The organism is Moorena sp. SIO3H5, from assembly GCF_010692395.1.
Lineage (GTDB): Bacteria > Cyanobacteriota > Cyanobacteriia > Cyanobacteriales > Coleofasciculaceae > Moorena.
Genome location: NZ_JAAHHS010000154.1, coordinates 1 through 16,227, shown reverse-complemented (window position 1 = coordinate 16,227; position 16,227 = coordinate 1). Strand labels below are relative to the sequence as shown.

Sequence of the window (16,227 nt, the reverse complement as noted above, 5' to 3'; positions counted from 1 at the left end):
CACTTCCCGCTCTCCCCACACTCTCCTTCTTTTTTACAAAAATAGCGCAATGGGATTGGCAAGAGGCAAGAAGCAAAAGTTGACGTGCAAAGTCCGCAGGTGCGCTTTCCGTGATGGCGAGCAATCCCTTGACCATAGGTCACGCGGGGCGCGTTCGCCATCACGGGTCGCACCTTTTTCAGCTTTTATAAATGTCAAAAACCTTAATGCTTAGTGCTATATGAGATGCACCCAATCTACCGAGAGTTGGACTGATTTTTATGCATGTTTTAATTTAATAGGATTGCTATACTTTTATCTGCTGGTGTTTACCAGTTTTCAATTACTGACTAACTGGATTTTTCATCCATTAACAAAATATTAACAAAAACGGTATAATGCCACCCTTGAATTTATAAACTAAAGGGTGGCATTACATTTATTCTTTATTTATTCTGTATAGTCTTCAGGTTCGAATCTTGGTATTGCTTTCGTTAACAAGAATTATCATCGATAGAATTATCATCGATGTCGTAATCAGAGGTTTCACGAGTGCCGTGATTGACCTCTTTATGGTTATAGTTACTATCTCTGAGCCTTGGCTGATTAACATCTGATGAGCGTTGATCAGTCTCAGAAATTTCTAGAGCTTTTCTGTGAATAGGTGGGCTTTCCGTGATGCCTAGGGATTGCTCGCCATCACGGGTCGCACCTATGGATTTTGGTGAGGTACCCCTCCAAGTTTTCCAGGCAGCTTTAAAACCCTTAACCACATTGCGAGTATTCTCTTTGACTTTTTGGGCTTGGTTTTTAGCACTGCTGATACTGTGGTCAACCTGTTGAACCACATGACCAGCACTTTTTACTCCTTGATTAAGATCATCTGTCAAGTCGCTGATTTCCAAGCCTGTCAGCCGAATGGCTTCTAGGGTCGGTGGTAATTCCCGATTTAGGGTATCAGCTAATTTTTCCACACTACGAGCTGCCCGCGCTAACTCTTGTACAGCAGGTAATAACGTTACTAAAACAGCGGTTAAACTAACTGCTACGAGCAGAAAGGAAAGCCCGAGCCAAAATAGAGGATCAATCACAAAAAATCCTAGGATGTTGGGAAGCCCCGTCTATGGGAGAGAGTGGTGATGACCGTTGATTTATTATACAGGTTAACTTGTGCTATGATTCAGTAACTGGCAAGGAAAAATCGAAGTTTACGGCTTTTTTGATCAAGCCCTCGCCTTCAGTAATTAAGCTTAAGTTAACTTAACTGACTAGCCATTAGGTGCGCTTGAAGTCTTGAAAAAACACCCTTCATAAAACACCATTAAGCTAGCCCAAACTTTCATAGCTAATTTATCAAGTAAATGTTAAGAGATAAAATACCTTGACAGATATGGATTTCAGGTAACAGGGGGCAAACTAGGCCGCATTCCTGAAAGCCTTGGACTGCAATGTTTATAGCTCCGTTTACAAATCAGCTTTCATCAATTTTATCCTATCAGTTTTCCTAACATTTGACAACGTATTTGACAACGTTTAGTGATATTATTGGGTAATACTTGCAGCATAGGATAAATTTTTCCATTTCCGATCTTCCCAACTCGGCTAACCGACACAAAAACAGGATGTTGCACTTGTAGGGGGCTGATTTATGGAGAAGGGGAAGAGGGGGAAGAAGCAGAAGAAGGGCACGTAAGAAAAAACCCATGAGATTGGGTCAATCGGTAACACCAAAAAAAAGCACTAAACCTTCTTACCCCCCGTCCGGGATGCCTAAAGCTAATGTTGATTAGCGGACGAGTTTGACTCTGCGGCAACTGCCGACTCGGACTTTTGAGGCTCTACGCTTTCAGGGACAGAACCTTTTTCAGGGACAGAAGCTTCAAGACCTGCTGCGATCGCTACCTTTAGTCGAGCTAGGGTATCATCCCAGTTACGCAGTGTGGAATCGGAAAGGCGATCTGCCTGTAGTTGCACACTGCTAGAAAGATCTTCGGCTAATTCGGGTAAGGCATCTGCTGATTTTTTCAATAGCTTGCGCGTATCGCGACCAGTACGGGGGGCAATTAGTAACCCTACCACTGTTCCTACGGCACTACCCAATAGCATGCCACCGATAAATGCTCCAGCACTTTTTTTTGACATCTTTTGATTTGTGTTCCTCCAACAGTTTTATATAAATGGGATGGATAAAACTTTTATAGTAAATGGTTTTGGTTTATTATCCTACAAGTAGCTTGATAATTGATCAGTAGTTAGTAGGGTAAGAGTGTGGGGTTTCTCACGACAGGTACGGTGAGGGTGATCTCAGTTGCAGCTTGGGCTTGGTGAGCGCTATGCTGGGAATACTACAACCCGATACTAGTCACAACCCGATACTAGTGCGATCGCTTTTGAGGCACTAAGCTTTTCTTGCTCGTCGGTTTATTACTAAAGCGCAATCTAAATCCTCCAAATTTTTGAAGCATACCCAAAAGTAGAAAAATTTGCTTGAGTGTGTGTAGCTGAAGCTGTAATTTTTGATACTGCTCTCTCACACCATGAATACCTACTTGCCCAAGAACAATTGCCTTGGGAGCACTATATAAATTTTTATATATACGGCGTTCAAGCCTTTCCAAGCGATTCGCGATAGATGAAAGCCACTGTCCCAATTGCCACATTTGGCAAGCAATGTATAGACACAACAGGGAGAGCATAATGTTAATAACGATTACAAGTATCATAATCAAGATACCAGTTATACAATTGACTTTACAATAATAAGATGGCTAAGGTTGGGCAACTGGGAGAGAAGTTAGTCGCTAGGTGGTTACAAAGCCAAGGCTGGGTCATCCTAAACCATAGCTGGCGCTGTCGATGGGGAGAGATTGACCTAATTGCCAAAGGAAACCCGATGCCATTGGCTTTTGTAGAGGTTAAAACTCGCAGTCGAGGGAATTGGGATGCCGATGGTATGCTAGCAATTACACCACAAAAGCAAGCTAAACTCCGGCGTACAGCTAAGTTATTTCTGTCAAAACATCCAGATTTAGCTAATCTACCGTGCCGATTTGATGTTGCTCTTGTCCGTTGCCAGTGCCTGAGCCAATCTTTACACTCTACAACCGCAGATCAAGAGATCGAAAGTCAGATAGTTGAACTAGCTCAACCGGTATTGGTGGCAGGGTATAAGCTGATGCTACAACACTACATGCAGTCAGCTTTTGATTAGCTACTCGGCTTGGGGGTTGGGTTTTGCTGCTAGCTCATCCTTTCTTAATCGTCCAGTAAGCTATCAGCTATCAGCTATCAGCTATCAGCTAATGCGCACGCGTGCGCGTTCAGCTTATGGGCTATGGGCTATGGGCACGCTTATTGATGAGGAAACCATTTTGAATAAAACAGGTAAGCATTAGTTTAATCTCAGTTAAGTCTGCTGTTCGCGCAGCGTGAGCCTTTAGCTCACGGCTGACGGCTGACGGCTGAATGCTTACATCGTCAAGATTGCCTTTTGGCTTGCTTTTGCCTGATTTTTCTGGACAACGGTCTTTGTTCTGTTCGGTCCTTATCTAAAACAACAAGCGCCTTAAGAGGTCTGTTACCCAGGTGGGGGTGTCACAAACATACGATTTTTTCAGGCAGACAGATTCTCGGGTATTACCTAATCTTAAAGAAGAAACAGATACCCATTGTCATAGCTTGGTATAAACTGAATCATATCCATCACTCCTCAAGAGTAGAAACATGGAAAGCCTCACCATTGCTATTGTCGAGTGGATCATAAAACTGTTCCGCGTCTACCTGGTCGCTGGTTTGATTTTTGCGGTTCCTTTCGTCATCTTTGGCGTGCAACGGGTGGATCCCAATGTCCATGGATGGGCGATCGGCTTTCGCATTATGATCATTCCCGGTGTGACTGCCTTCTGGCCGATGTTTGCCACTCGCCTGTTGAGAGGCAAAACTCTTCCGAGTGAACGCAATGCTCACCGTATATCGGCAAAACGACTGACCTGAAAGGGAAATGCCATGATTCTCGCTCGCCGTAAAACTCACTTTTATTCCTTTGTGGTACTAGCAGTTGTCCTACCAGTGTGCTTCTTGGCAGGGATTTTACTGCGTCCTAGTTACGAACCAGTTGATGTAGCTACCAATAACTTATTTACACAGGCAGGGTTCGTGACACAAACCCAACCCAGAAAGGCAATTGGCTCAACGCAGTTTAAGGATGGAACATTTCGGTTTCATGTTGAAACCTTTGTCAATTCCCAAGGGAAACTGGTGATGGAACTTAAGTCTCTTTCTTTGCTCCAAGTTCCCGACCCCTTGCTGTATTGGGACCCTAGGCAGGAAGCCCCCACAGAAATTAGCGATCGCTCTATACTGCTAGGCAATCTGGCAGGGTTATCTCGTAAACAATTTTTGCTTCCTGCCAGTGTGCGAGGCAAAGCGGGACATTTGCTGATCTACAGCCAGGGGCAACAAAAGCTGATTGCAGCTCTACCATTGCCAGCCAAACTGACTAAAGTTTATCGTTATTAGTGCTTAGTAAATAAAAGAAGGTTTACTGATAGTTACTAATTACTAATCACTAATTACTAATCACTAATCACTAATCACTAATGAGCAATAGCAATTAACCTTTAGTAAAAAAATGAGTGTTGCCTATAAAGCTGTTCTGTGGAACCGCCAGAAGTTTATTTACGATGCTATCCTTCTGAGCCTAGTTGCCCTTTATATTGTACTTTTCATCAATGTTACCCAGTGGTTCGATAGCAACATCGACATCAGGGGAGTCAGGATTCGCGCTTTTGGATCAGCTGCTTTCATCCTGTTGCACGTCATCTTATCCATTGGTCCGCTAACTCGCCTGAGTCCAAAATTCTATCCCCTGCTCTACAATCGGCGTCATATGGGGGTTACGATGTTCTTCTTGGCTCTCCAGCACACCCGGTTTGGCCTGCAATGGTACCACGACTTCGGCAATCTCGAACCTTTGGTTAGTCTGTTTTTGAGCAATACTAACTATCTTACCTTTATTCGCTTTCCCTTCCAGGTTTTGGGATTTGTTCCCCTGGTGATCTTGTTCCTAATGGCAGCCACTAGCCACGATTTCTGGCTGGCTAACCTAACGGCTCCGGTTTGGAAAGGTTTACATATGAGCGTTTATGTTGCCTACGCACTACTGACAGGTCATGTCCTGCTAGGAGCACTGCAAACTAACACCCATCCAGTTCTGACCCTTGCTGTTGGTGTTGGACTAGTGTGGATTGTGGGAGTGCATTTGGCAGCAGGGATTAGGGAGTTCGGGCAGGATAATCAGGACCTGGTTACAGGAAACGAAGAATTTGTGGATGCGGGCAGCATCGCAGAAATCCCGGAAAATCGAGCTAAGATAGTCACTCTCGGAGGCGAGCGGGTGGCAATTTTTAAGTATGACGGTAAGATTTCTGCTGTTTCCAACGTCTGTCAGCATCAGAATGGCCCTCTAGGGGAGGGAAAAATTGTGGATGGCTGCATCACCTGTCCATGGCACGGTTATCAGTATCTGCCAGAAAATGGTGCTTCCCCGCCACCGTTTACAGAAAAAATCCCTACGTTTGATATTAAATTAGAGGGCGATCGCATTTTGGTGAAAACTATACCGAACCTTCCTGGTACTAGCGTTAGCCCTGCTGTAATCGCCATGGAGGAACAGACATGACTACCAACAGCCAAGGTCAAAACACCGATGAATTTTATATCGCTTATGGTAAGGTGCCGACCGGTATCAAACGGTTTCTGTTGATATTGATTCCCGTCCTAGCCCTGGTGATTCTAATTCTAGGGGCTGTCTTCCCCTTAATTCATGACCAGTTTAATTCTGGAAAGGTCAATAAGGCTCAAGAGTTTGAAGGGTTGCTGTTAGGAAAACCTGTTCCTCACTTGCTGGTACCCCGTCCAGGGGATACCTCTTCCGAAGCGGCCTACTCTCGCTACTTGCTCACGGGTCCGGGAAAAACCTCACCGAGATCCAGCGTCTTGGATCAAGTGGGAAAGTGGGTCAAGCTAACTGGTAGTCCAGTTTATCGCAACAACCTGACGGTAATAGCAGCTCGCTCTGCAGAGGCAATTGACCCTCCTTCGGGAGCAGTAAAACCGGATGCGGGTAAATCTCTGGGTGAGTTCTCCCTCTTAGGAGAGATTTTAGACAGTAAATGCTATCCCGGGGTGATGAAACCAGGACAAACTAAAACCCATCGCTCCTGTGCCATTCGCTGCATCAGTGGTGGCGTTCCTCCGGTGTTCTTAGTCTACAACCAGCAGGGGGATAATCTTTATCTGCTCCTAGTAGATCGGCAAAACCAGGCGATTAACTCCCGGATTTTGGATAAGGTAGCTGACCCTATCCGCATCACTGGGGAAGTAGTTCAATATGGGGATATGTTTGTTCTCAAAGCTGACCCGGAAAGTTATGAGCTGGTAACTCAGTAAAGCTGGGGATCATGGGCAATGGATGGGTAACGGAATTACCCACACTCCTCGGATTCCCCACGCTTGTATAGGATTTGACAAATGATCTTAAATATGTATTAACAGAAAAGGATAGATTTAGGTATCCCTATCCCCCCCCTTTTAGGTTTTACCTAATCATTGATTTACTCATTCCTATGATTACTGGAGTAATGCTTTACTAGGAAAGGATACACCACTCTTCCTTAAGAACGGAAATGATTGCCAATAGTATCAATAACCTTAATCCCAAATTGCTGCTAGTTGTCTCCCGGGCCTTGGCAGCATTGCGACCCTCGGTAATTGCTTTCCTAATTGCCAACGCTAGTATGCTCAGTGGCGGGAAGGAAACACCAATATCGTTTTGTAACGTTCTGTTTGTTGGCAATCTCTGTGCCTCTTTGGCAGTGGTGGCTTTTTTTGGAGCAATTCCTATTCTAAATGAACTCCGAAAGTTGAATGTAAAGCTGCTTCTGGGATTGTTTATTAATGGTTGTTTAGCAGCATTACTTTCTGCACTGATTTTCTTGGGGCTACAAGAAACTACTGTCACTAATGCGGTCTTATTGGGGCGATTTGGTCCGGTACTCTATGCTCTGGCAGGAGCACTTTTCTTTGGCAAGCGTATTCTAAAATGGGAATGGATTGGCTTTTCTCTGATTGGCGTTGGTGTTCTTGCTATTGTTTTCAAAAGCAGTAATTATCAAATCAATCAGGGAGACCTTTTAATCCTGGCCTCAACGTTTTTGTATGCAGTTACTTCGATTATCGGCAAGTTGACCCTTTCTAAACACAATAGTTTGTCGGTAATTGTCTTCAGCCGTAACTTTATATCAGCTGTAATATTTTTCGCGATCGCTAGTTATTTATTTGGTCCGTCTCATTTTGGAGATGTCTTTTCAGGTCAGCTTTGGATGGTGATGGGAATCTATGCGCTAATTATCATCGTGATTACCCAATTTCTCTGGTACGCTGCCCTCGAAAAGCTAGACTCCAAGACGGTGGGCAAGTGGACTGTATTATCCCCCGTATTTGGGATAATTTATGCGCTAGTTCTCAATGGAGAACGCCCTTCACTGATGCAAGTAATAGCATTTATTGTGATCATGATTGGAGTGTCAATCACTAACTTTAGTAAACAACAGCCCCAACCAACACAGGAAATTGCAGCTAGAGGAGAAAGTTCTGCATCTTCTATGTAAGTAGATAGCAGTTCTCAATTCAGTGAGGTAGTTACTATGAGTGGTTAGGGAGTAGGGAGCGGTGCGACCCGTGGCGAATTTAATTACGGGTCAAGCTCAGCGTAGGGACAAAAATTGGCGTACCTCATCAGTATAATTATTTATATCAAAGGAGTATAAAAGAGTTAGTAATCGGTAGAGTTGAATCAGCTTCTAAATTAAGTAAATTAATAAGTAATGTCATAAGTAATGTAAGATGAAATTACTTTCCATTTGCAATCCTTCTCGATACTCTAGTCCGTTACTGGACATACCCATATTTTACCAACGGCTAGCGGTAGACGAACGATTTGAATTTTTCCACATCCCTACGGAGGGCGTCTTCAACCAAGGAGCAAATACTGAATCGATTCAGGTAGCTCCGGTGAAGGGAATACTACCTTACACTACCTTTCTCGAATTAGATTCACAAGCCCAGGATTGGCGATCGCTAGAGGAGTTTGACTTGGTATTTTGTCGCACCTTAAAGCCTTTTCCTGAAGGATATCTAGATAGACTACGATTGTGGGAGCCTTTTGTAAAATTTGTCAACAGTCCTACGGGAATTCATGAGCAAATTCAGCAAGAATTCTTCCTCAAATTAGCTAGTAAATTTACACCAGAAATGATGGTAACCGATAGCTGGATGGAAGGATTAGCTTTTTTTGAAAAGCACCAAGTTATTGTGGCTAAGCGATATAATAGTTGTGGTGGTAGAGGAGTTTTTAAAATTTGGTATCACAACGGTAATTTCTTAGTGGATAATCCCTTTGCAGGTACCAGGGAGTTTACTCACTTTTCCGAGGTGATAAATTATCTGAAAGGTTCCACAGGAAAACCACTACAATTTGTGCAATATTTGCAGCGAGTTGATGTGGGAGACAAGCGGATTGTTGTGGTAGATGGGGAAATTTACGGTGCCTATATCCGCCGCTCGAAAAGTGGTCATTGGGTGCATAATGTCAGCGTAGATGGAGAATGTTTCTTATCAGATATCAGCTCTGAAGAAAAAGAAGCAATTGACGCTACCTTTGAACACTATCGCTGTCGGGGTATACATACCTTGGGATATGACTTTTTGATGAATGATGAGGGTAACTGGTGCATTAGCGAAATCAATGGAGGAAATATTGGTGGCTTTGCTAGATTAGAAATGTTAACCAACCAATCGATAATGGAGCGATTATTCACCTGGATGATTGAATTTTATCGAAAGCCGAGAAAAAACCTATCGTTGTGTTTGGTTGAGGATTAGGAGTTTTTAGTTCTCTAAATTATAATTGAGAGAGAAAAAATAATTACGGGCAAAAAAATAAGTGCAGAAAAATGTCAACTAAACAAGAAAATTTCTGTGCAGATTTATCAGAGCATCCCAACATTCTGGTAAGGCAATATCAAGATACCGATTTTCAAGCAATTGCATCTATTTATAACGAGTCTATCGCTGCAGGCAACAGTACGATGGATTGCCAATTTTATACCGCTGAGGACATGGAGGGACTCGCGAATAAGTTTGGCGATCGCGAAACCATACTGGTTGCAGAACGAGAAAGCTGTGTTATTGGGTGGGGTGTCATCAAGCGCTATAGCCCTCGCTTAGGCTATCGTGTTTGCTGCGAGATTTCGATTTATTTTTCTTTAGCGGAAACTGGTAAGGGTTACGGCAGTATTTTACAAACAGCATTGCTTAAGAAAGTTGAAGAGTTTTGCTATCACCATGTCGTGGCTAAAATTTTGGGCTGCAATCAAGGGAGTATTGATTTTCACAAGCGATTTGGATTTGAGGTTGTAGGTGTTCAAAAAGAAATTGGGTTTTTCAAGGGACGCTGGCATGACATGGTTATTATGCAGCTTGTTTTATCCCATATCTTACCTTACCGTCCTGAATTATAGCAATCTGTGTCAGAGTTGTGAGCATGGGAGGAGCTTGCAACCGATAGTTCAAGGGGATTTAACGGATGGGAAGATGGGAAGGAGGTCGAAGAGGTGCAGGGATTTCTTTCTCGTTTCAATCGGGCTTGCTATAGCTTGAAGAAATCTTTGATGATATGAGGAATAATCATCATGTGTCCTGAATAAAAATAAGCTGAGATACTTCTCAATCTTTTTCAGAGGATAGTGAGGAATTTATCAGCGTTATCTCAGCCTACACCTTTAAGGTCTATACAGTAAAGTCAAGCAGTGAGGAATGATTAGTTAGGTAAATTTAGGGATGAGGGATTAAGTATTAGGGATTAGGCTTTGAATAGTAAACTCTAACACCATTACCCTAACACTATTTCCTTACCTAGTAATAGTATCAATTTCGGTTAATCCCTTATTGCGGTTAATCTATTCTAGGATGGTTAATCCCATTTTGTGAATTTTCAATTTTTAAGTCTCCATTTTCAAGTGACAAACAACCAAGTTTTTTCAAAAATTAGAGGATGGCAAAATGATTCAGATTATTACTGGCATGAAGACTTATGTATCTGAGCAAAGTCTTCCCAAGAGTATCCAGCGCTTAATTAGTAATATCCAAAGTCAGTCGGTATTGGTACCGAAAATTGCTCGTCAGTGCATTTTGGATGCACGCATTTCACCGGAAGACTTGATAGGATGGGCTGACTTTGATCATCCCATCACCGAGAGCTACGGTCGAAAGCTAGTGTACGAGTGCGATTCCTTTGAAATTATGGTTATGTCTTGGGCTCCAGGAGACTACAGCACGATTCATGACCACGGCGTAGCCCAATGGGGAGCAGTACAGTGCTTTGGCGAGGCGGAACACTACGTGTATACCTTAACAGATGGATTGCTGCAAACCCTGAAGCGGCTGGACTTTAGCTCAGGAGAGGTAAAAGCAGTAGCTGACGATATGATTCACCAGATGGGCAACCCCGGAGAATCCTGCTTTTTTAGCCTTCATGTATACGGGACCGAAAACTCCAAGGGCTCCATCACTAGCAACGCACGAATCTTTGACCTGCTTGAAGGCAGCATTCAACGAACTGATGGAGGGGTGTTCTTCTGCTTGCCAGAGACACAAATTAAAGAGCGCCACTACGGCTTACAAGCAGACGCTGAGACCACGCTCAGACACCACGAAAAGATGCGTGATCGCATTTGTCGAATCCTTGCAGTACAGGACAATCCTCTACTCCGCTCAAAATTAGCTATTTTAGATGAGCAAATGTCACAGCTCAAGTAAGCTAAATATAATTGGTAATTGCTAATTGGTAATTGCTAATTATTACTTGCTAAGTATTACTTTTAAATTTTCAGTTTTCAATTTTAAAATGACCAATGAAATCAATCCAAACTAATTTGTGAACCCCATAGGTCTTGAGGTATAAATGAGCGGTCCATCGGAATTGGTGCTACTGGTTCAGTTAGGGTAAATTTGCCACTCTCAATCCATTGCTTTAATTCCATAGCAACTTGCCGGGAGCGGAAAATACTAGCAAGAGGAGCTACACGTACTAATTTACCATCAATAGTGATCCGACCAGACTTCAGCTGAGCGTAGCTGACTAACCCAAAGGTTGGACGCACCCGTCTAGGAATGGCAAAATCTACCACTGGTGCAACAATGTCTTGATCTTGTACAGCACAACGTTGCACTACTTCTTCATTCAGTACTGGCATTGGTACGCCCACACCTAGCATCAGAGAGGGGCCATAATTTTTAAAGTAACAACCCCGTACCCATTTGGGATTCATTTGCTTGGCATCTCCAATTAACGCTAGAGTTGCTGCTGGTCCTATAGGTGTCTGATTGGGAAGGCGTTTTTGCAGTGGGAAGTGTTGGGTCCCTTCCCAAGCAATATAGCCAATACCTCCACCCATAAAAATCCGCGTGCCAATACCCACTACCTTCAGTTCCGGATCATTGATTAGGGGTGAGATTGCTCCTGGGTTAGAGTAAACTGCATTGGAGAGTTTGGGCTGTAGCAAACCCAAATAAGTATACAAGGGGCGATCGCCTCCATTCACCCCTACTATGAAGTTTTGATACAGATTGCGAGGATTGAATAAGTAAAACTGATTAATCCTTTCCTTAGTGATCGTAGTCTCAAAGGAGCTTCTGGGATAACAATCTGTCACCTGTCCGAGGGCTTGCAGGTGGACGGGTTTCCCAGCAATCAGGTCTTCAATCACATGACCACCACCCCTTTGCCTATGTTCTTCCATATCTGGAATCTCACGGTTATCTGGGTAGTCAACAACTTGAGTTGCTCCCAAAAACAAATCCACTGCTCCGAAGCCAGTGTAAGCTGGAACTCCATCTAACCAACATTTCCGTATTTTCACGGGTGGGTCAGTATGTCCCAAATTCATGATTGCTCCGGAAGACTCCATCTGCTCAAAGGTACCGGTAGTAATGATGTCTACTTCTTTCGCCGCCTGAGTGACACCGATGTCTGCCACCCGTGCTTTTAATTCTTCCACTGTCCACACTACGGCACAGTTACCCTCGATTTTGTCATTAATTTGAGCAATGGTTCGCATAGGGATTGGGAATGGGGAGAAAGGTTTTCCAAAATATCACTAGCCAGTGGTATCTTAGCTTACGTCCGTCAGCCGAGCGTGATCATAGGCAGTTTTTAAAATCCATAGCTTGCGTTGTAACGGCTGAAGGCTGATGAAGGTTTACTCTTGATCCTTATGTATCTGATCTGATTTGTCGGATTTTGGGTTATTCTCCGATTCAGTCCTATCCTGGGAATCCTTTGATGTAGTTGGGCTGGCTAAATCAGGATTTGGTGATGCGATCGGCGAAGCCGCGCCAAAGGCGATCGCAACGGTTTCTTTTGGGGTCTGGGTATCTCTGATCGATATCGGACTAGTTTTCCATTGATCGAGAATATCTTTAATTAAAACTTCTTTTAGCCAAACCTGACCAACTACGGTTAATGGTAAAGCTAACAGTAAACCTAAAAAACCAAAGAATGTTGCGAAAAATACCTGAGCCAAAAGGGTTACTGCTGGTAGCAGGGATACTTGTTGCTTCATCACCAGGGGAGTCAGCAAATTACTTTCGACCTGCTGAATAACAATGTAGAGAATTAAAACAGCGATCGCTTTCCAGGGTGCATCTAGTAGAGCGATCGCAATGGGTGGGACTACACTCAATCCAGGGCCAATATTGGGGATAAATGTCAAGATACCTGCCAAAGCCGCCTGTGCCAGTGCCAGTTTAACTTGTAGGATGACCAAACCCACAAAACTTAAGCCAGAAATGGCAGCAATGTTAACGAGAATGCCTACTAACCAGCCCCGTAAAGATTGATCACATAGAGTCAAAATTTGATCAACTCGACGGCGATAGAAAGATGGGAAAAGTCGGATAAAGCTTTGACGATAAGCCTTGGGGTCAGCCAATAGCATTATGGTCAAAACTAATACCAGCAAAACTTGGGCTAGGACAGCCAAAGAGTTAAAGGCAATGGAGAATCCACCACCCAATAACTGATTAAGTAACGGTTGTAGCTGTTGAATTAGCTGATCTAAATCTAATTGGATCTCGGGGAAATTAATCAGATCTTGGGGAAGACGCGCTGACAAAACCTCCAACTGGTCAACTAATTCTTCTATACCCCTAGGAACCTGATCAATCAGTTCTAGCACTTGCTCTGCGAAGGGTGGCACAATTAGCCAGTAAAACCCTACCGCCAGAGCAACCATCAGAAGAATTGACAGCAGGACAGCAAAAAGCCGTTTGATGCCAGCCCGGCGGAATTTTTCCACCAAGATATTTAAGGCATTGGCAAGTACCACAGCCGTAAATATCAGCAACAGTACTTTGCGGATTTGCCACAGAATGTATAACGAAAGGATAAAGGCAAGTAGACCAATCCATGTGCCTAGACTCATGGTGAAACCTCCCACTGGCTCTAGCAGTCCCAGACCTAATTTTAGTGCTATGGGGCTCAAAAACCTTATATTACCTCAATTCTACAGATTTTAGGTTTTCAAATTTTAGGTTTTCAAACAGACAGGATGCGATTAGCCCGAAGGGCTACGCTACGCGAAGGCTCCGGGAGCAGAAGATGGGGGTGATGGGGTAATGGGGTGACAAGCAGCTTTAAAGGTCGGGTGGGTGTAGGTGGGGTATCCTGCCCAGAATTTTGATCAATTAGCCTACGGTTGCTTTCATGCTCCCATAGTTCATGCTCACCTTGGGAAACATAACTATGCTCTTTTTAGTCTAATTAATCGCTTGTACTCATCCTCAAGGAAGATATATTTAATGTTTATTTCCCATCGTTGGCAGTCCAGAATCGCTCTACTCACAGCATTGGGGATCACTTCAACTGTGGCGTTACCAATGTTGATGGCTACTCAAGCTACTGCCCAGTCTAGATTCTACATCGAGCCACAGTTGGCTCAATTTACTCAAGTCATCATTCCTGCTGGGACTTTGATACCAGTTGAATCCGACGACGCCAACAGAGTCATTGTCACTCGTAATGAAACTCTACCGATAACGGTGATAGTAGCTAGAGATGTAGTCTCCTTTTCAGGAACCCTCCTAATTCCAGCAGGTAGTGAGATTGAAGGTGAAGTGCGTCCAGTTCAAGGAGGTTCTCAGTTTGTCGCCGAAGAGTTGATTCTCAGGGATAGTGATCAATCCTTGTCCCTTGATGCCACCTCCGAGGTTGTCACCAAAACTGAAACTATTACCAAAAACACTGATCCCGATTTGCTCAAAGGTGCTGCTATTGGTGCAGCTGCTGGGGCTGTACTCTCTGAAATCTTTGGTAAGCTTGAGTTTTGGGAAGTTTTAGCTGGTGCTGGACTCGGTTTGGTTACAGAGCTTCTCCTTGCAGGAGGTCAGGAAGATGTAGAAGTAGTTGTCATCGACCCTGACACAGATTTAGATATAACCTTGAAGTCTGATTTAGTCCTTAACATTGATAATCGCTAATTTTAAGGATGAAGGATGAACCCTTCACCCTTCATCCTTGACTTGATAATTAATAATTCATCCTACCCGACGGTAAAGCTATCAGGGGAACATCCTTCTTGATAATTCATCCTTAACCAAAAATTATTGTTACCTTAATATTTATCTATTATTATCTATTACTATTAACTAGTTAGTCACCAGGTCGTCAGGATAGCTAAGCTGATGGGTCTTTATCGCCACCTTCTCTGGAGTACTATCTTGGTATTCAGTAGTTTAGTCACACAGATTCCAATGTTTGTTTAGACTAATGTTTGTTTAGACAAAACAGCAGGATGAGATAAGATATTTTATCTTTCCCATTCTCTACCTTATTTTTACACCTTTACAATTGATATGCTGGCGTTCACTTATAGATTCGTCAGCTTTTTTTTGTTTTTATGGCTCTTCCGTACCTCCTATCTCAGGGGGTGACAAGCGCTCTTTAAAATCTTACAGGGGTTAGGTTTTAGGGGTTAGGTGTTAGGTAAAATTGTCAAGGGGGATGGATTGATTAAAACTATCATTGACGAAGTATGCGTGAAAATTGCTTCAATTGCTGGGAAATACAAATGACTCCGAAGCGCTCATTTTACCCAATACCTAAAACCTAAAACCTAAAACCTATCTAGGTTTGAGCTTTGTTGTCACCCCGTGAGACCTCCTATAATAAACTATTACCAATTTTGATAAAGTTAGCAAAAAAGCTATCTAGATCTGCTTCGTTAATTTCTGGATTGCTGAGAATGAAGCGAATTACAATCTGTTCTTGATACTGAGAGTAATTGACTAATGCTTGACCAGAGCGCATTAATTGCTCACGTATCTCCAGATTAAGCTGATCTAAACCATGATTAGACAGACTGTTATCTCTGGGATTATAGCGAAAACAGATATTCAAAAATGTTGGTTGAACTATCAATTCTAAATTCTCACAATTGCGAATATAATCCGCCGCGTAGCTAGCGAGTTCAAACAAGCGGTCAACCCGTGCTTCATAACCATTTTGGCCATAGTATTTCCAGGCTAGCCACAGCTTAAGGGCATCTACTTTCCGCCCACACTGCAAGGACATAGTTCCGAGATTATAGGCACTATCTTCATCATCGTGGAAGATATAGTGAGTACCTTGACTAGAACAAGCTTCCAATAAAGTCCCTGGTTGTTTGACTAGAATAGCTGAACAAATCAACGGCACGCCCATGAGTTTGTGAGCATCCCAAGTAAACGAATCTGCTAAGGAGCTACCTTGCAACAGATGCTTGTGCTGGTTGCTGAACAAAACTGGAGCACCCCAAGACCCATCCACATGTAGCCAGAGTCCATATTTGCTGGTAATTTCTGCAATTGAGGGCAACGGATCGAATGCACCGGCAACGGTAGTGCCCGCAGTAGCTGTCACAAAGAAAGGTGTTTTTCCTTCCCTTAGGCTTTGTTGAATAGCAGCGTCTAATTGTTGCGGGCACATGCGCTGATCGCCATCGGATTTGACTTTGACTACATTGTCTATCCCCATGCCCAACAAATTTGCGGCTTTAAAAAAGGAATAGTGGGCCTGATCGGAGATGAATGCTACTAGCTGGTGATTTCCCAATCCCTTGTTTTGGCTTCGGGTAGGAGTTTGTGTCGCGC

At 43.4% G+C, this 16,227-nt stretch carries 16 protein-coding genes; 9 read left to right on the top strand and 7 right to left on the bottom strand.

From position 1 onward, the window contains the following. Positions 1 to 473 precede the first annotated feature (473 nt). From F6K52_RS17740 to F6K52_RS17730, 3 genes are all read right to left on the bottom strand, one after another. Entirely contained in the window at positions 474 to 1,070 is a 597-nt protein-coding gene (locus F6K52_RS17740) for a DUF948 domain-containing protein (protein ID WP_293080109.1), read from the bottom strand. Between the two features lie 685 nt (positions 1,071 to 1,755). Next, positions 1,756 to 2,121 (bottom strand): YtxH domain-containing protein, encoded by a 366-nt coding sequence (locus tag F6K52_RS17735; protein WP_293080106.1) that lies wholly within the window; start codon positions 2,119 to 2,121, stop codon positions 1,756 to 1,758. Between the two features lie 233 nt (positions 2,122 to 2,354). Next, entirely contained in the window at positions 2,355 to 2,702 is a 348-nt protein-coding gene (locus F6K52_RS17730) for a hypothetical protein (RefSeq protein WP_293080104.1), read from the bottom strand. A 41-nt stretch (positions 2,703 to 2,743) separates the two neighbouring features. Here F6K52_RS17730 and F6K52_RS17725 point away from each other — a divergent pair, with 41 nt between their 5' ends. Next, entirely contained in the window at positions 2,744 to 3,190 is a 447-nt protein-coding gene (locus F6K52_RS17725; RefSeq protein WP_293080101.1) for a YraN family protein, read from the top strand. Between the two features lie 491 nt (positions 3,191 to 3,681). On the opposite strand, the gene F6K52_RS17720 is transcribed toward F6K52_RS17725, so the two are convergent. Then, the gene (locus F6K52_RS17720) at positions 3,682 to 3,945 is read right to left on the bottom strand and encodes a hypothetical protein (protein ID WP_293080098.1); all 264 of its coding nucleotides are present in this window, start codon (positions 3,943 to 3,945) and stop codon (positions 3,682 to 3,684) included. A gap of 39 nt (positions 3,946 to 3,984) precedes the next feature. On the opposite strand from F6K52_RS17720, the gene F6K52_RS17715 reads away from it, so the two are divergent. From F6K52_RS17715 to F6K52_RS17685, 7 genes are all read left to right on the top strand, one after another. Then, on the top strand, positions 3,985 to 4,497 hold the full coding sequence (locus tag F6K52_RS17715; RefSeq protein ID WP_293080095.1) for a hypothetical protein: 513 nt from the start codon (positions 3,985 to 3,987) through the stop codon (positions 4,495 to 4,497). A 112-nt stretch (positions 4,498 to 4,609) separates the two neighbouring features. After that, positions 4,610 to 5,659, top strand: coding sequence for a Rieske 2Fe-2S domain-containing protein (locus F6K52_RS17710; protein WP_293080092.1), 1,050 nt, complete (start codon positions 4,610 to 4,612; stop codon positions 5,657 to 5,659). After that, positions 5,656 to 6,429 (top strand): hypothetical protein, encoded by a 774-nt coding sequence (locus tag F6K52_RS17705; protein WP_293080089.1) that lies wholly within the window; start codon positions 5,656 to 5,658, stop codon positions 6,427 to 6,429. The genes F6K52_RS17710 and F6K52_RS17705 overlap by 4 nt, the downstream gene beginning before the upstream one ends. 236 nt (positions 6,430 to 6,665) lie before the next feature. Further along, positions 6,666 to 7,649, top strand: a complete 984-nt coding sequence (locus tag F6K52_RS17700; RefSeq protein ID WP_293080086.1) for a DMT family transporter — start codon at positions 6,666 to 6,668, stop codon at positions 7,647 to 7,649. 235 nt (positions 7,650 to 7,884) lie between these two features. Next, positions 7,885 to 8,922 (top strand): hypothetical protein, encoded by a 1,038-nt coding sequence (locus F6K52_RS17695; protein WP_293080083.1) that lies wholly within the window; start codon positions 7,885 to 7,887, stop codon positions 8,920 to 8,922. Between the two features lie 71 nt (positions 8,923 to 8,993). Then, a complete protein-coding gene (locus F6K52_RS17690) occupies positions 8,994 to 9,560 on the top strand; it encodes a GNAT family N-acetyltransferase (protein ID WP_293080080.1) in 567 nt (188 codons plus the stop codon). Between the two features lie 541 nt (positions 9,561 to 10,101). Then, complete coding sequence (locus tag F6K52_RS17685; RefSeq protein ID WP_293080077.1) at positions 10,102 to 10,857, top strand: cysteine dioxygenase family protein; 756 nt, start codon at positions 10,102 to 10,104, stop codon at positions 10,855 to 10,857. Positions 10,858 to 10,958: 101 nt separating this feature from the next. On the opposite strand, the gene F6K52_RS17680 is transcribed toward F6K52_RS17685, so the two are convergent. Both F6K52_RS17680 and F6K52_RS17675 read right to left on the bottom strand, forming a co-directional pair. Further along, complete coding sequence (locus tag F6K52_RS17680; protein ID WP_293080075.1) at positions 10,959 to 12,158, bottom strand: homocysteine biosynthesis protein; 1,200 nt, start codon at positions 12,156 to 12,158, stop codon at positions 10,959 to 10,961. 141 nt (positions 12,159 to 12,299) lie between these two features. Next, complete coding sequence (locus F6K52_RS17675; protein WP_293080072.1) at positions 12,300 to 13,523, bottom strand: AI-2E family transporter; 1,224 nt, start codon at positions 13,521 to 13,523, stop codon at positions 12,300 to 12,302. 376 nt (positions 13,524 to 13,899) lie between these two features. Between F6K52_RS17675 and F6K52_RS17670 the strand changes: the two genes are divergently transcribed. Continuing rightward, on the top strand, positions 13,900 to 14,577 hold the full coding sequence (locus F6K52_RS17670) for a hypothetical protein (RefSeq protein WP_293080069.1): 678 nt from the start codon (positions 13,900 to 13,902) through the stop codon (positions 14,575 to 14,577). Positions 14,578 to 15,259: 682 nt separating this feature from the next. Here F6K52_RS17670 and F6K52_RS17665 read toward each other — a convergent pair. Further along, positions 15,260 to 16,227 (bottom strand): aminotransferase class V-fold PLP-dependent enzyme (locus tag F6K52_RS17665; protein ID WP_293080067.1); only part of this gene is annotated, 968 nt, incomplete at its 5' end.

Excerpts from the sequence above, each read along its gene's own strand:
- F6K52_RS17710 (WP_293080092.1), top strand. The coding sequence starts at position 4,610 with ATGAGTGTTGCCTATAAAGCTGTTCTGTGGAACCGCCAGAAGTTTATT.
- F6K52_RS17735 (WP_293080106.1), bottom strand. The coding sequence starts at position 2,121 with ATGTCAAAAAAAAGTGCTGGAGCATTTATCGGTGGCATGCTATTGGGT.
- F6K52_RS17700 (WP_293080086.1), top strand. The coding sequence starts at position 6,666 with ATGATTGCCAATAGTATCAATAACCTTAATCCCAAATTGCTGCTAGTT.
- F6K52_RS17730 (WP_293080104.1), bottom strand. The coding sequence starts at position 2,702 with ATGATACTTGTAATCGTTATTAACATTATGCTCTCCCTGTTGTGTCTA.
- F6K52_RS17670 (WP_293080069.1), top strand. The coding sequence starts at position 13,900 with ATGTTTATTTCCCATCGTTGGCAGTCCAGAATCGCTCTACTCACAGCA.
- F6K52_RS17685 (WP_293080077.1), top strand. The coding sequence starts at position 10,102 with ATGATTCAGATTATTACTGGCATGAAGACTTATGTATCTGAGCAAAGT.
- F6K52_RS17695 (WP_293080083.1), top strand. The coding sequence starts at position 7,885 with ATGAAATTACTTTCCATTTGCAATCCTTCTCGATACTCTAGTCCGTTA.
- F6K52_RS17690 (WP_293080080.1), top strand. The coding sequence starts at position 8,994 with ATGTCAACTAAACAAGAAAATTTCTGTGCAGATTTATCAGAGCATCCC.
- F6K52_RS17725 (WP_293080101.1), top strand. The coding sequence starts at position 2,744 with ATGGCTAAGGTTGGGCAACTGGGAGAGAAGTTAGTCGCTAGGTGGTTA.
- F6K52_RS17680 (WP_293080075.1), bottom strand. The coding sequence starts at position 12,158 with ATGCGAACCATTGCTCAAATTAATGACAAAATCGAGGGTAACTGTGCC.
- F6K52_RS17675 (WP_293080072.1), bottom strand. The coding sequence starts at position 13,523 with ATGAGTCTAGGCACATGGATTGGTCTACTTGCCTTTATCCTTTCGTTA.
- F6K52_RS17705 (WP_293080089.1), top strand. The coding sequence starts at position 5,656 with ATGACTACCAACAGCCAAGGTCAAAACACCGATGAATTTTATATCGCT.
- F6K52_RS17715 (WP_293080095.1), top strand. The coding sequence starts at position 3,985 with ATGATTCTCGCTCGCCGTAAAACTCACTTTTATTCCTTTGTGGTACTA.